This window comes from Mycobacterium sp. NPDC004974 (genome assembly GCF_053600815.1).
This window is the reverse complement of the sequence record NZ_JBSGAQ010000003.1, coordinates 70,438-83,537: the sequence shown is the minus strand read 5'-3', so window position 1 is coordinate 83,537 and position 13,100 is coordinate 70,438. Positions and strand designations below refer to the sequence as shown.

13 protein-coding genes are annotated in these 13,100 nt (G+C 66.8%); 9 read left to right on the top strand and 4 right to left on the bottom strand.

Annotated elements, in window-relative coordinates; genetic code table 11:
* Nucleotides 1–88 precede the first annotated feature (88 nt).
* Entirely contained in the window at nucleotides 89–652 is a 564-nt protein-coding gene (locus tag ACWEFV_RS08465) for a DUF3558 domain-containing protein (RefSeq protein ID WP_135460202.1), read from the top strand.
* Nucleotides 653–678: 26 nt separating this feature from the next.
* Nucleotides 679–1,206, top strand: coding sequence for a DUF3558 domain-containing protein (locus tag ACWEFV_RS08460; RefSeq protein ID WP_286175105.1), 528 nt, complete (start codon nucleotides 679–681; stop codon nucleotides 1,204–1,206).
* Here the strand turns inward: ACWEFV_RS08460 and ACWEFV_RS08455 are convergent.
* On the bottom strand, nucleotides 1,203–1,724 hold the full coding sequence (locus tag ACWEFV_RS08455; protein ID WP_450069814.1) for a SixA phosphatase family protein: 522 nt from the start codon (nucleotides 1,722–1,724) through the stop codon (nucleotides 1,203–1,205). The two genes, ACWEFV_RS08460 and ACWEFV_RS08455, sit on opposite strands and share 4 nt — an antisense overlap.
* A gap of 117 nt (nucleotides 1,725–1,841) precedes the next feature.
* Between ACWEFV_RS08455 and ACWEFV_RS08450 the strand changes: the two genes are divergently transcribed.
* On the top strand, nucleotides 1,842–2,993 hold the full coding sequence (locus ACWEFV_RS08450; protein WP_135457129.1) for a metallophosphoesterase family protein: 1,152 nt from the start codon (nucleotides 1,842–1,844) through the stop codon (nucleotides 2,991–2,993).
* Nucleotides 2,990–5,623, top strand: coding sequence for an AAA family ATPase (locus ACWEFV_RS08445; RefSeq protein ID WP_450069813.1), 2,634 nt, complete (start codon nucleotides 2,990–2,992; stop codon nucleotides 5,621–5,623). Before ACWEFV_RS08450 ends, ACWEFV_RS08445 begins: the two co-directional genes overlap by 4 nt.
* A 76-nt stretch (nucleotides 5,624–5,699) precedes the next feature.
* On the opposite strand, the gene ACWEFV_RS08440 is transcribed toward ACWEFV_RS08445, so the two are convergent.
* Nucleotides 5,700–6,917 (bottom strand): acyl-CoA dehydrogenase family protein, encoded by a 1,218-nt coding sequence (locus tag ACWEFV_RS08440; protein WP_450069812.1) that lies wholly within the window; start codon nucleotides 6,915–6,917, stop codon nucleotides 5,700–5,702.
* A gap of 65 nt (nucleotides 6,918–6,982) precedes the next feature.
* Nucleotides 6,983–7,579, bottom strand: coding sequence for a TetR/AcrR family transcriptional regulator (locus tag ACWEFV_RS08435; protein WP_135457123.1), 597 nt, complete (start codon nucleotides 7,577–7,579; stop codon nucleotides 6,983–6,985).
* Between the two features lie 122 nt (nucleotides 7,580–7,701).
* Between ACWEFV_RS08435 and ACWEFV_RS08430 the strand changes: the two genes are divergently transcribed.
* Genes ACWEFV_RS08430 through ACWEFV_RS08410 form a run of 5 tightly spaced genes read left to right on the top strand, consistent with a single transcriptional unit; the run spans nucleotide 7,702 to nucleotide 11,329 of the window.
* On the top strand, nucleotides 7,702–8,457 hold the full coding sequence (locus ACWEFV_RS08430; RefSeq protein WP_450069811.1) for a hypothetical protein: 756 nt from the start codon (nucleotides 7,702–7,704) through the stop codon (nucleotides 8,455–8,457).
* Nucleotides 8,454–9,176 (top strand): hypothetical protein, encoded by a 723-nt coding sequence (locus tag ACWEFV_RS08425; protein ID WP_450069810.1) that lies wholly within the window; start codon nucleotides 8,454–8,456, stop codon nucleotides 9,174–9,176. The genes ACWEFV_RS08430 and ACWEFV_RS08425 overlap by 4 nt, the downstream gene beginning before the upstream one ends.
* An 8-nt stretch (nucleotides 9,177–9,184) precedes the next feature.
* Nucleotides 9,185–9,781, top strand: a complete 597-nt coding sequence (locus tag ACWEFV_RS08420; RefSeq protein WP_450069809.1) for a cytochrome c oxidase subunit 3 — start codon at nucleotides 9,185–9,187, stop codon at nucleotides 9,779–9,781.
* A 2-nt stretch (nucleotides 9,782–9,783) separates the two neighbouring features.
* Entirely contained in the window at nucleotides 9,784–10,050 is a 267-nt protein-coding gene (locus tag ACWEFV_RS08415; RefSeq protein WP_450069808.1) for a cytochrome C oxidase subunit IV family protein, read from the top strand.
* Nucleotides 10,051–10,075: 25 nt separating this feature from the next.
* On the top strand, nucleotides 10,076–11,329 hold the full coding sequence (locus ACWEFV_RS08410; RefSeq protein WP_450069807.1) for an alpha/beta fold hydrolase: 1,254 nt from the start codon (nucleotides 10,076–10,078) through the stop codon (nucleotides 11,327–11,329).
* Here ACWEFV_RS08410 and ACWEFV_RS08405 read toward each other — a convergent pair.
* A complete protein-coding gene (locus ACWEFV_RS08405) occupies nucleotides 11,322–13,004 on the bottom strand; it encodes an ABC transporter family substrate-binding protein (protein WP_450069806.1) in 1,683 nt (560 codons plus the stop codon). The genes ACWEFV_RS08410 and ACWEFV_RS08405 overlap by 8 nt on opposite strands.
* Nucleotides 13,005–13,100: the final 96 nt, after the last annotated feature.

Here is a 13,100-nt window from a genome sequence, read left to right as displayed (position 1 = left end):
CTGGTGAAAGTCCAGGTCAGTCGGCATGTCGGGATAGGACATAGGTGTTGCCGCTACAGTGCATGGCGTGACTGTCCGCACGGCCGCCATGCCACGATTCGCCCACGCCAGAGCCTTCGCGGTGTTGGCTGCGGCAATGGTTCCGGTGTTCGCCGCCTGCTCGTCCGGCGAGCCGGCATCCCCGCAGGTTCCGCAGACCGAGTCGCCGAGTGCCGGTGGAACGGGCAAGCACGGCCCGCACTTTCCGCATTGCGGTGGCGTGACCGACCAGACGGTGACCGAGTTGACCCAGGTGCAGGGGCTGGTCAACACCGCGACCAATTCCTCGGGCTGCCAGTGGCTGCAGGGCGGCAGCATCCTGGGACCGCACTTCTCCTTCACCTGGTTCCGGGGCAGCCCGATCGGCCGCGAACGCAAGACCGAGGAGCTGTCGCGGACCAGCGTGGAGGACATCAACATCGAGGGCCACGGCGGTTTCATCGCCGTCGGGGAGAACCCGCTCAAGGCCGGTGACGTGAACCTGTGTGAGATCGGCATCCAGTTCGACGACGATTTCATCGAATGGTCCGTGAGCTTCGATCAGAAGCCCTATCCCGATCCGTGCGAGGTCGCCAAGGAGCTGACCCGCCAGTCGATTGTGAATTCCAAATGATGACGCGACTTGGGATCAGAGGACCGATGGCTGTGCTCGCCGGGCTGGCGGTGTTCGTCGGGCTGACCGGCTGCACCACCACGGTGGACGGCACCGCGGCCAAGGAGGGGTCCAGTGGCGGCCCCAGCAACAACAAGTCCGAGAAGACCTACCCCAACCTGCTCAAGGAATGTGATGTCCTGACCCAGGACATCCTGGCCAAGACGGTGGGTGCCGACCCGCTGGACATCCAGAGCACGTTCGTCGGCGCGGTATGCCGCTGGCAGGCGGCCAACCCGGCCGGCCTGGTCGACATCACCCGGTTCTGGTACGAGCAGGGCAGCCTGGCCAACGAGCGCCAGACCGCCGAGAAGCTGCAGTACGCGATCGAACAACGCCGGATCGCCGGTGTCGATTCGATCGTCATGAGGCCCAACGGGCTCAACGGTGCATGCGGCGTGGCCAGCGACGCGGCCGGTGTAGTCGGCTGGTGGGTCAATCCGCAAGCACCGGGCATCGATGCCTGCCCCATGGCCATCAAGCTCATGGAACTGACGCTGGCCACCAACTCCTAGCGAGGCACGTGGAAACGCACCAGCGTCGCGCCGCCGAGCTCGAGCTGGTCCCACGGGTGGCCGGTGCGCAGCATGGCGATCGCCGAGGTCGGGAACTTCAACGAAATGCTCTCCGCCGCAGCGCGGTTGGATCCGTCGGCCAGGCCGAGCGCGACGGCGGACATGGCGGGTTCGTGCCCGATGACCAATACCGTGGAAGGGTCGGTGCCGAAACGTGACGACACACCGTTGATCTCGTCGATGACGGTGCCCGGCCGGGCGTCGTAGATGCGTTCGGCGAACTGCACGGGTGCCTCGATGCCGGTGCGTTCCAACGTCTGACGGGTCCGCGTCGCCGTCGAGCACAACACCGCGTCCACCGCGGGAAAATTGGCTCGGATCCAGTCGCCGGCCAGCGCAGCCTCCCTGATGCCGCGGGCGGCGAGCGGACGGTCGTGGTCGGCCACCCCGTCGGGATAGTCCGACTTGGCGTGGCGCATCAACAGCAGGGTTCTGATCGGACTGATCGGATTAGCCATTCCAACCAGGTTAGGCCATGCCGCTGCAGGTCCCAGGACTTGTCGGCCCCCGGTTTTAGACTCGCCTTGCTCGGAAGATGAACCCACAGGCAATGGACACAGAAGGGACGGGGCCCGATGCGTTTTCTGCATACCGCCGACTGGCAGCTCGGCATGACCCGTCACTTCCTGAATGGTGAGGCGCAGCCCCGCTACTCGGCGTCGCGCCGGGAGGCTGTGGCGGCCCTGGGCCCCGTGGCCGCGGCCGCGGGTGCGGAGTTCGTCGTGGTGTCCGGGGACGTCTTCGAGCACAACCAGTTGGCCCCGCGTGAGGTCAGCCTGTCGCTGGAGGCCATGCGGGCCATCGGCGTGCCGGTGTATCTGCTGCCCGGCAACCATGACCCGCTCGATGCCGCGTCGGTCTACACCAGTGCGCTGTTCACCGCCGAATGCCCGGACAACGTCGTGGTCCTCGATCGTGCGGGCGTGCACGAGGTGCGGCCGGGGCTGGAAATCGTGGCGGCGCCGTGGCGCTCCAAGGCGCCGACTTCGGATCTGATCGGGGACGTGCTGGCCGATCTGCCCGCCGACGGTGTCACCCGCGTGGTGGTCGGCCACGGTGGCGTCGACATCCTCGATCCGGACAAGGACAAGCCGTCGCTGATCCGGCTGGCCGGCGTCGAGGACGCGCTGGCGCGCGGTGCGGTTCACTATGTGGCATTGGGGGACAAGCACTCCCGCACCGAGGTCGGGTCGACCGGCCGGGTCTGGTACTCGGGCTCACCCGAGGTGACGAACTACGACGACATCGAATCCGATCCGGGACATGTGCTGCTGGTCGAGATCGACGAGACCGATCCGCACCGCGGCGTCCGGGTCGACTCCGAGCGGGTGGGCCGCTGGCGGTTCGTCACGCTGCGCCGTGAGGTGGACACCGACCGCGACGTGGCCGATCTGGATCTGAATCTGGACCTGTTGGAGGACAAGGAACGCACCGTGGTGCGTCTGGCGCTGTCGGGCTCGCTGACGGTGACGGACAAGGCCGCACTCGACGCCTGCCTGGACCGTTACGCCCGGCTGTTCGCCGCGCTGACGCAATGGGAGCGGCACACCGAGATCGCGGTCCTGCCCGCCGACGGAGAGTTCGACGACCTGGGAATCGGCGGGTTCGCAGCGGCCGCGGTGGACGAGTTGGTGGCCACCGCCCGCACCGACGGCGCCGGCGCCGACGACGCGCGGGCGGCACTGGGGCTGCTGCTGCGCCTGGTTGAGCGGGGGAGTGCGGCATGAAACTGCACCGCCTGGTCCTGACCAACTACCGCGGCATCACCCACCGCGAGATCGAGTTCCCCGATCACGGTGTGGTGGTGGTCAGCGGCGCCAACGAGATCGGCAAGTCGTCGATGATCGAGGCGCTGGACCTGCTGCTCGAGGCCAAAGATCGCTCGGGCAAGAAGGAAGTCAAGCAGGTCAAGCCGACGCACGCCGATGTCGGTGCCGAGGTGATGGCCGAAATCTCCACCGGCCCTTACCGGTTCATGTACCGCAAGCGCTTTCACAAGCGCGCCGAGACCCAGCTGACGGTGCTGGCGCCGGTCCGCGAGCAGCTCAGCGGCGACGAAGCTCATGAGCGGGTGCTGGCCATGCTCGCCGAGACGGTGGACACCAACCTGTGGCAGGCCCAGCGGGTGCTGCAGTCGAGCTCGACGGCACCGGTCGACCTGTCGGGCTCGGATGCACTGGCCCGGGCACTGGATGTGGCCGCGGGCGAGGCGGTCGCGCTCTCCGGGGACGAGCCGCTGCTGATCGAGCGCATCGACGCGGAGTATCTGCGCTACTTCACCGCCACCGGTCGGCCGACCGGCGAGTGGGCGGCAGTGACCAAGCGGCTCGCGGCCGCCGAGGGTGAGGTGGCGCAGTGTGCTGCCGCAGTGGCCGAGGTCGACGATGCGGTGCGCCGGCATGCCGAACTCACCGTCGAGGTCGCCGGTGTCGCCGGTCAACGCGAACAGGCCCGGGCCGGCCTGGCCGCGGCCCGCAAGGCCGCCGATGAGGTTGCCGCACTGCTGCAGCGGCTCAAGGAGGCCGAGGTGGTCGCCGAGGCCGCCCGGGTAGCCCAGGCCGCGTCGGCCGCTGCGCTGATCGAACGCCGACGGCTGCGCGCCGAGCTCGAAGAGCGCGCCGCCACCATCACCGAGTTGCAGGCCGCCCTTGGCGTGACCGAGGGTGAAACCACCACGGCCCGTGAGGTTCACGAGGCTGCCGAGGAAGCGGCCGAACAGGCTCGGGTGGCAGCGCAGGAACATGAAGCCCGGGTGGAGACGGCCCGCACCACGCTGACGCGCATGACCGATCGCGACGAGGCCGACCGGCTGGCCACCCGGCTGAGCAAGATCGACGCCGGAGTACGGGATCTGGACCGGATCAAGAGTGAACTCGCTGAGATCACCCTCGACGATGCTGGGATGCGGACCATCGAGACCGCCGCGGTGGCGGTGGAACGTGCCGCGGGACAGGCTGAACTCGCCTCGGCGCGAATCGAACTCGTGGCCGTCGCGGACCGCGATGTCCGGGTGGATGAGGCGCAGGTATCCCTGGAGGCAGGCCAACCCTGGTCGGTCAACACCACTGCAGACACCGAGATCGATGTGCCCGGGGTGCTCACGGTCCGCGTGGTGCCGGGCACCCCCGCCGCGCAGACACAGGCCCGTCTCGACGAGGCGCAGAACGCGCTGACCGCCGTGCTGGCCGCGGCCGGGGTCGGCGATGTGGAGGCCGCGCGTGTCCTCGACGCCCGACGCCGGGAACTGCTCGGTAGCCGGGACCGGTTGCGCGCCACGGTCGATGCGCTCACCGGTGAGGACGATCTGGCGGATCTGCGCTCACGGCTGACGCAGTTGCGGGCCGGCCAGCCCCACGAGGCCGGGCTGTTCGAGCTGGCCGGGCCCACCGACACCGCCACCGCCCGAACCGAGCTCGACACCGCTGTGGCAACGCACCGCCAGGCGGTGGCCGACAGTGAGACCAGCCGCAAGGTGGTGGCCGCCGCGGCCAAGAAGCTGTCGGAGAAGTCGACCCGGCTCAGTGTGCTGCGCGACAAGCTCACCACGGCCCAGGCGGAGATGACGGTGGCCGGCGGCCGGTTGGAAGTCCAGCGCGCGCAAACCGGCGACGACGAGCTGGCCGTCAAGGCCCAGGCCGCCGATGAGGAGGCCGGTGCCTCCGCGGGCCGGGTGGCCGCGCTCCGTACTGAATTGTCGGCCAACGAACCGGATTCGGTGAAGGCCGCGCTCGACGAGGCGGCGCGCCGCGCCGCGCTGCTGGACACCCGTCACGAGACGGCGGTCGAGGGGTTGCGGGAGGTGTCCGCTCAACTCAAGGTGTACGGCACCCAGGGGCGTAAGGGACATCTGGATGCCGCCGAGACCGAACGTGAACATGCCCATGCCGAGTATCTACGGGTGCACCGCCGGGCTCGCGCGGCCGAGACGCTGCGGTCGGTGATGGCGCGCCACCGTGATGCCACCCGGCAGCGCTACGCCGATCCGTTCCGCCTCGAGGTGCAGCGGCTGGGCCGGCTCGTGTTCGGTGAGGATTTCGAGGTCGACGTCGACAGCGATCTCAACATCCGGACCCGCACATTGTCGGGGCGGACGGTCCCGTACGAATCGCTGTCCGGCGGCGCTAAGGAGCAGTTGGCGATCGTCGCGCGGCTGGCCGGTGCGTCCATGGTGGCCAAGGAGGACAGCGTGCCCGTCATCATCGACGACGCGCTCGGTTTCACCGATCCGGCCCGGTTGACCAAGATGGGCGCGGTGTTCGACGCTGTCGGCGGGGATGGGCAGGTCATCGTGTTGACCTGCAGCCCGGAGCGCTACGCGAGCGTCGGCGGCGCACACCACATCGAACTGAGCGCCTGACGCAGGACGTGTCGTCGTTTTCGACGCCGGGGTCGCCTCTCCTGTGGACCCTAGGCCTGGGACGTCACTCCCGCACTCAGAAGTAGGCGTTGGCCGGAACGGGCGTGCCGTGCAACAGGTTCTGGCCGATCACCCGTGCCTTGTAGGCCACCGGGTTGTGCAACGTGATCGTGCGGATGTTGCGCCAGTGCCGGTCCAGGTTGCGCTGCCGGGAGGCGGCACTGGCCCCTCCGAGTTCCAGCAGTCGGGTGGCGGCTTCGGGGGCGACGTCGTCGAGGTGGACTTTGACCTTGGCGACTTTGAGCTGCGCTTCCGCGGCGAGGCGAGTATCGGGAACCCCGTCGACCGCGGAATCGGTCGCGGCTCCGATCGCCGCGGCTGCATCAAGGACCGCGGCCCGCGCCACATAGGCCGTACTGGCGAGAACCCCGAGCTGGCGTTGCAGCAGGGGATCGTCGGTCGGCCGCTCGGTGACGGCATGGCTGAAGTTGCGTTCGCGGGAGCGCAGTAGCGTCACACCGTCGTCGACGACATTGGCCAGGATGCCGGCGACCACCGCATGGATGAACAACTGGAGCGAGGCGTATTGCACGGTCGGCACCGGTTCGGCGTCATACGGTGTGTCGGTGAGTATCTCGTCGGCGGCGACGGCGACGTCGGTGAATGTCGTGGTACCCGTCCCGGTGCGGCGCTGACCGAATCCGTCCCAATCGTCGACGAGCCGCACTCCTTCCCGGTCGGTGGGTACCAGGACGTTGGCCACCGAGTCGTGGTCGGTGGTTGCGGTGACAGTCAGATAGTCCGAGAACAAGGTGCCGGTGCTGTAGTACTTCTCGCCGGTCAGCCGGAACCCCGACCCGGCTGGATCGGCCAGCAGCCGGGTGTTGAACACCAGGCTGCCCACGGCCAGGGAACCCTTCTCGCTGAACGCGTTACCGAAGATCTTTCCCTCGGCGATCTTGCCCAGCCAGCGCTTGGACACCGGATCGTCGGCGCCGCGCAGCCGCTCCTCGGTGAACCAGAAGTGGGTCCGGAAGATGTGGGCCACGATGGGATCGGCCTTGGCCACGTCAATCACCGCGGAGAACAGCTGCGGCACAGTGAATCCGGCACCACCGAGGGACTCGGGCAGGCGCAGGGTGCCGAACCCGGCGCGCTTGAGCGCGGCGACCTGATCGAAGGGATTCTCGTCGTTGAGGTCGCGGTCCTTGGCGCCCGCGGCGATCGAGGCCAGCAGGTCATCCCACTCCGGCGTACCGGGCAAAACACGGGTCACGTTCTCGACGGTCGTCATGGCACCGTTGTATCCGCATCGCCTATGGGTGGGCACGCGTTTGGATCAGCCCGAACCTAAGCCACCTAGACCGCCCGCAGGCCATACACATACGTGGTCAGGTACTCGGCGATCACCGGGGCCCGGACTTCGGCCGCGTCCGGGATGGTGATCAGCAGCGCGTACAACCCGACCAGAAATGACACGCCGTTGTGCATCACGTCCACGTCGGCAGGGATCTCATTGCGTTCCTGCGCCCGCTGCAACTCCTCGACCACAGCGACGATCACGGGATGACCGGCCCACTCCTCTGACGGTGGCCGGGTGGTGGAAAAGTGCAGGGCCAGAAAATCTTTGAACAAACGGAGACCAAGGCGCCGTTCGAGTTTCTCCAGCATGCGGACGGATTCGGCCAGGGTGGCCCGCACATCGTGCGGTGTGGCGAAGAACCGGGTGAGTTCGGTGGCCATGCGGACCTGCTCGCGTTGTTCCAGCTCCACCAGGATGTGTTCCTTGGTGGGGAAGTGGAAGAAAAAGGTGCCGTGGGCGACACCGGCGGCCGACGCGATCGCGGCGGTATCGGCCGCCGCCATACCGTCGCGTTTGAACTCGGAGATCGCGGCCCCCAGCAGCCGTTCCCGCGTCTGGAGGCCTTTGCGGCTGCGTGGTGGTCCAGTGCGCACGGCCCGATGCTACGACACCGACAAACTGACTGCACTCAGTATTGACTCTTTCAATTCGTACCGACTGCCGTTACGGTTTCGACAACAAGTGCTTCTGACTCAAGTCAGTTTTGGAGGTTGGCGTGCAGATCCTGGAGCAGGTTCAAGACCTGCCTGAAGCCGGGAACATCAAGGCCCAGTGGGTGAGCCTGTGGACCGGGCCGGTTGTCGGCGCGGTGCTGCTGGTGGCGCTGCTGGCGTTCCCCGGCTTCTGGCCGCCGATGTCGCCGACCTGGAACGCACAACAGGTCGCCGAGTTCTACGCCGATCACAACGCCTGGATCCGATTCAGCCAGGTGACGTTCAACCTGTGCGGGATCCTGATCCTGCCGTTCTTCATGGTGATCGTCGTCCAGATGAAGCGTATGAAGACCCAGAGCCATGTGTTCGCGTACTGCTACCTCACCGCGGCGGTCAGCGGCGCCACGATCTTCGCGCTGTCCAACGTGTTCTTCCTGGTGGCCGCGTTCCGTCCGGACCGCAACCCCGAGCTGATCCTGCTGCTCAACGACCTGGCCTGGATCGTGTTCGTCGCGCCGGTGGGCATGGTGGTGTCGCAGTTCGCGCTGCTGGCAGTCGCGGTCTACTTCGACAACGGGCCCGACCCGGTGTTCCCCCGATGGGTAGGGCATTACTCGCTGGCCACCGCAGTGGCCATGATCCCGGCGGCGGGCGCGGCGGTGTTCCACACCGGGCCGCTGGCCTGGGACGGCGTGCTGGCCTTCTGGTTGCGCAACGGTGCCTTCGCGGTCTTCGTCGTCGTGATGTTCTTCGTACTGCGTCGCGCGGTGCTCAACCAGGCCGTCAACGAGGGCGTAGTAGAGGGCACTGCGGCATGACGACAATGACAAAAGCGCCCCCGGGCAAGCCCGATGTGCGGTTGATGACCTGGTTCTTCCCGATCTGGTACGGAGCTTTCGGCGTCATCATCTGCATCCTCACCCGGGTGACACCGCCACCGCGGCCCGATGTCACCGCGGCCGACAAGGTGGCGTTCTTCACCGAACACGGTCTGACCATCAAGATCGGCTTCTGCCTGCTGCTGATCCTGCTGGGCGGTGCGGCGATGACCAACGGACTGGTCGCCTATCAGATCAAACGGATGTCGGTGGGGTCGGTGTTCGCCTACGGCTACATCGGCGGCATGGGCGTCGGCGCGCTGCCCGGGTTTCTGTTGGTGTCGGTGTGTTTTCTGACCGCGGCCTTCCGGCCCGACCGTGACCCGGAACTGATCAGCTTGCTCTATGACCTCGGAATGCTTTCGTACAACGGCTCATTGGGCTGTTTCACGGCTGCCTACCTGGTGTTGGCGATCGCCATCCTCTACGACAAGAACAACGTGTTCCCGGCCTGGTTCGCGTACGTGACAATCTGGCAGATCATCACCGAGGTGATCGCCACCCAGATGTTCGTCTTTTCGTCGGGACCGTTCGCATGGAATGGCTCGATCGCGTTCTGGTGGGCAGTGGTGGTGTTCTCGGTCTGGCTTTCGGCACTGATCGTGCTGTTGCGGCAGGCCGCGATGCGTGAGGCTGCAGAAGAGCCGGGACTGGAATGAGTGACGCAATGACGAGTAATCCGGTTCTGGCGCAGTCTGACTCGCAACGGCGAGCCGCATCCGGACGCCTGCCGGGCGACGGCCACATGTGGGTGATGGTGCTCGGTGATCTGGTCATCTTCGGTGGCTACTTCATCGTCTTCATGATCTACCGGACCATGCATCCGGACGAATTCCTGCGTGCTCAACAGCATCTCGACATCACCATCGGTGTCGTCAACACGGTGATCCTGCTGACCAGTTCCTGGTTGGTGGCCCGGGCCGTGCTGGCCGCTCGGGCCGGCCGCCCCGAGACAGCGATCCGGCTCACCTACGCCGGCGGTATCGGCGGCGTGATGTTCATGGCCTGCAAGGGTTATGAATGGGTGGTCAAGATCCGGGCCGGCCACACCAACTCGGAGATGTTCTATTCGTTCTATTACGTGCTGACGGGTGTACACCTGATCCACGTGCTGATCGGGCTCATCGCGTTGGGTGTGATCGTGCGGGAATTGCGCAATCCGGCCCGCCGTCGGACATCGGTGGTGGAGGCGGGCGCGGTCTACTGGCACATGGTCGACCTGCTCTGGGTGATCATCTTCGGCCTGCTGTACGTGGTGAGGTGATCATGACCGACAAGGCCGTGACTCAGACGTGGCTACTGCTGGTCGCCATCACCGTCGGATCCTGGTGGCTGGCGCCGGCCCAGTACTCGGATGCCCTCCGAGCCAGTGTGCCGATCACCGCGCTGGTGCTCGCGCTGACGCTGATCAAGTCTCGGTTGATCATCCGGCAGTTCATGGAGGTCCGGACCGCGCCGACGTGGCTCAAGCTCGCCACCGACGGGTGGCTGGTGGTGCTGTTCGGGGCGATCTTCGCCATCTATCTGATGTGAACGTTGCGCGGCACAATGGAGCGCAATGACGATGAACGCCAAGCGCAGGCGGGTGCACGACAAACTGGCTGCGCTACCGGGGGTGCGGGCGGTGCGACGCCCGGTCAGTCCGGGTTCCGACGAGCAGTTCGACCTGTTCTACGTACGGGCCGGGCGCAAATCCGCGCACCCGGTGGTGATCATCCCGGGTGGTCCCGGCGTCGCATCGATCCAGCCCTACCGCGCTCTGCGCAGGCGCGCGGCCGCGGCCGGGTTCGACGTGATCATGATCGAGCACCGGGGCATCGGGATGTCGCGGCATACCGATGGGGGTGCGGATCTGCCTCCGGCGGCCATCACCGTCGAGCAGGTGGTGGATGACATCGCCGCGGTGCTCGACGACGCCGGTGTGCACGAGGCGGTGCTCTACGGCACGTCGTACGGCAGCTACATCGCCGCGGGGTTCGGGGTGCGGCATCCCGACCGGATCGCGGCGATGGTGCTCGACTCTCCGCTGCTGTCCACCGCCGATATCGAAGTCATGCGCAGTGCCATTCGCGGGCTGCTGTGGGAGGGCACAGACCCGGAGACCGCCGGCCTGGCGCCCAAGGTGCGCCGCCTGGTGGCCGATGGGGCGTTGGCCACCAGAGGGGGAGAGCTGGCCGGCCTGCTCTATGGGTTGGGCGGTGCCGCACTGCTGGACCGCCAACTCGATCTGCTGCTGCGCGGGCGCACGCTGGTGTGGTCGGGTCTGGCCCGGCTGAGCCGGCTCTCGACGCGAAAAGCGCCGTACCGCAACGAGGTAGATCTTGTCGGGCGGATCGCGTTTCGCGAGTTGAACTACGCCGGCGTGCCCGACGGCCTGCCGCTGGACCCGGCTCTGGAGATGGCCGACATGATCGGCAGCGCGAAGTTCTACGAACCGTTCGAAGCCGAGCCCTTCGACTTGCTCGCCGAGCTGCCGGAGTTCCACTGGCCCACCGTCGTGCTGTCCGGTGGCCGGGATCTGACCACTCCGCCGGCTGTGGCCGAGCGGATCGCGGCACTGGTCCCCGAATCCGTGTTGGTTCGGATGCCGACGGTGGTGCACAGTGTCGTCGACACCCGCGAGCGTGCTGCGTTCGCGGTGATCCGTGCGGTGCGCGACGGTGTGGCCGAACAACTTTCGGCCACCGCCGCCGAGCTGGACGCCCTGCCTGCACGTCCCGTGATCCGGGTGGCGGTGTCTGCGATCGCGGTGGCCACTGTCGTGGAGACGGCGCTGCCCACTGCCAAATGGCTGTGCCCGGAAACTACTTGAGGAAGCCGACCTTGGTGTAATCGGTGTCGGCCAGCCCCGGGGCCCCGAAATTGGCCAGGTTGCTGCGCACCGCCACGTTGCCGGGTGATTGGAACAGCGGGAGGCTGAACACCTCGGCGAACAACATCTGGTCGAGCTCGTTGGCCAGGGCGCGCGCCTTGACCGGGTCCAGTTCTTCCAGCGTCTGCTCGATCTTGGCGTCCACCTCAGGGCTGCCGATCCTGCCGAAGTTACTGGCCCCGTCCTGCGTATAGATCTGGGTCAGCGAGCTCAACGGGAAAGCGTCGCCGAGGAAAGCGAACTGGGCAATGTCGAAGTCGCCCTTGATGATGTAGTTGGTGAAAAATCCCGTGCCCGGCTTGGTGTCGAGCTTCAGGTTCACCCCGATCTGGCCGAGCATGTTCTGCGCGATCTGGGCCACCTGCCGGGTGCTGCCCGCGTCGTAGAACACGTTGCGGATGACGAGTTCCTTGCCGTCCTTCTCCCGGAACTGCCGTCCCTCAGGCACTTTCCAGCCCAGCGCGTCGAGTTCGGCCTTGGCTTTCTCGGGATCGAAGGCCACCGACGCCGCGTTGTCCTGATAACCCTGCTGGCCCGCGACGTAGATGTGGTTGTTCAGCGGCACCGGATTGTCGGTGAGACCCCGCTGGGTGATGTTGGCGATGGCCTGCCGGTCGATGCCCTTGGCGACCGCGCTGCGCAGGGCCGGATCGGCCAGGATCGAGCCGGGCGCGCCGTTGAAGGTCAGGTGGTACCAGCTGGCCGACGGCGCCCGTCGGATGCTGATGCCCGCGGTCTTGCGGGCGATGGTCAGTTCATCCAGCGACGCGGTACCGGTTGCGTCGATGGTGTTGTTCTGCAGCGCCGGGATGCGGGCGGCGTCATCGAGCACCAGGTAGGTGATGGTGTCCAACACGGGAGGGGGACCCCACCATTTCGGGTTGCGGCTCAACGTGATCCGCTGTGCGCCCCGGTCGATGTTGGACACCACGAACGGGCCCGCCGACGGCCCGGGCTGGGTGAGTTGAGCCTTGTTGAAGGCCTCGGGGGTGGCGGTCATGCTCTTGGGCAGCAGGCTGCCGTTGCCGGCGAACATGCCCTGCCAGTCGGCGTAGGGCTTGGCGAAGGTCATCACGGCCTGGCGGTCGTCCACGCCGCGGGTCACCGAGGCTACCCGCTCGAAGCCGTTGGGCGCGGCGATGACGAACGCCGGGTCCTTGCCGCTGTTGGCCTCGGTCTGGGACTTGATGTCCTCCCAGGTGATCGGGGTGCCGTCGGTCCACACCGCCTTGGGATTGATCGTGTAGGTGACGACCTGCGGGTTGGTGCCGGTCAGTTCGACATTGGTGAAGTAGTTGGTGTTCACGCTCGCCGACCCGTCGGCCGCGATCACGAAGGCGCGGGGCATCGTGGATCTGGTGAGCGCGCCGACGTCGCCGGTGTTGCCGTCGAGGTGCAGCGGGTTGAAGTTCGGCGGGAACTCGGTCAGTGCCAGGCGAAGGTTGCCGCCCTGGCGCAGGTTCGCCACATCCTGCGGATTCATGTCGTTCGTGGTGCCCACCTCGGCGTTACCCCCGGCCGACGGGGTTTCCCGCTCGCCGCCCGAACACCCGGCCAGGGCCAGTGCGGTGACCGCTGCGACGACGGCGAGGCGTCGGATCTTCAATCCGTTCATCTCGCCGATGCTAGAGGGAGCCGGGGCAATTTGGGGACAGGACCCCGAGGTGTCAGTTGGCGGTTGCTGGGTCTGCGGGGGCCGATACCGTGATGA

Excerpts from the sequence above, each read along its gene's own strand:
- ACWEFV_RS08465 (WP_135460202.1), top strand. The coding sequence starts at position 89 with ATGCCACGATTCGCCCACGCCAGAGCCTTCGCGGTGTTGGCTGCGGCA.
- ACWEFV_RS08460 (WP_286175105.1), top strand. The coding sequence starts at position 679 with ATGGCTGTGCTCGCCGGGCTGGCGGTGTTCGTCGGGCTGACCGGCTGC.
- ACWEFV_RS08455 (WP_450069814.1), bottom strand. The coding sequence starts at position 1,724 with ATGGCTAATCCGATCAGTCCGATCAGAACCCTGCTGTTGATGCGCCAC.
- ACWEFV_RS08450 (WP_135457129.1), top strand. The coding sequence starts at position 1,842 with ATGCGTTTTCTGCATACCGCCGACTGGCAGCTCGGCATGACCCGTCAC.
- ACWEFV_RS08445 (WP_450069813.1), top strand. The coding sequence starts at position 2,990 with ATGAAACTGCACCGCCTGGTCCTGACCAACTACCGCGGCATCACCCAC.
- ACWEFV_RS08440 (WP_450069812.1), bottom strand. The coding sequence starts at position 6,917 with ATGACGACCGTCGAGAACGTGACCCGTGTTTTGCCCGGTACGCCGGAG.
- ACWEFV_RS08425 (WP_450069810.1), top strand. The coding sequence starts at position 8,454 with ATGACGACAATGACAAAAGCGCCCCCGGGCAAGCCCGATGTGCGGTTG.
- ACWEFV_RS08420 (WP_450069809.1), top strand. The coding sequence starts at position 9,185 with ATGACGAGTAATCCGGTTCTGGCGCAGTCTGACTCGCAACGGCGAGCC.
- ACWEFV_RS08415 (WP_450069808.1), top strand. The coding sequence starts at position 9,784 with ATGACCGACAAGGCCGTGACTCAGACGTGGCTACTGCTGGTCGCCATC.
- ACWEFV_RS08410 (WP_450069807.1), top strand. The coding sequence starts at position 10,076 with ATGACGATGAACGCCAAGCGCAGGCGGGTGCACGACAAACTGGCTGCG.
- ACWEFV_RS08405 (WP_450069806.1), bottom strand. The coding sequence starts at position 13,004 with ATGAACGGATTGAAGATCCGACGCCTCGCCGTCGTCGCAGCGGTCACC.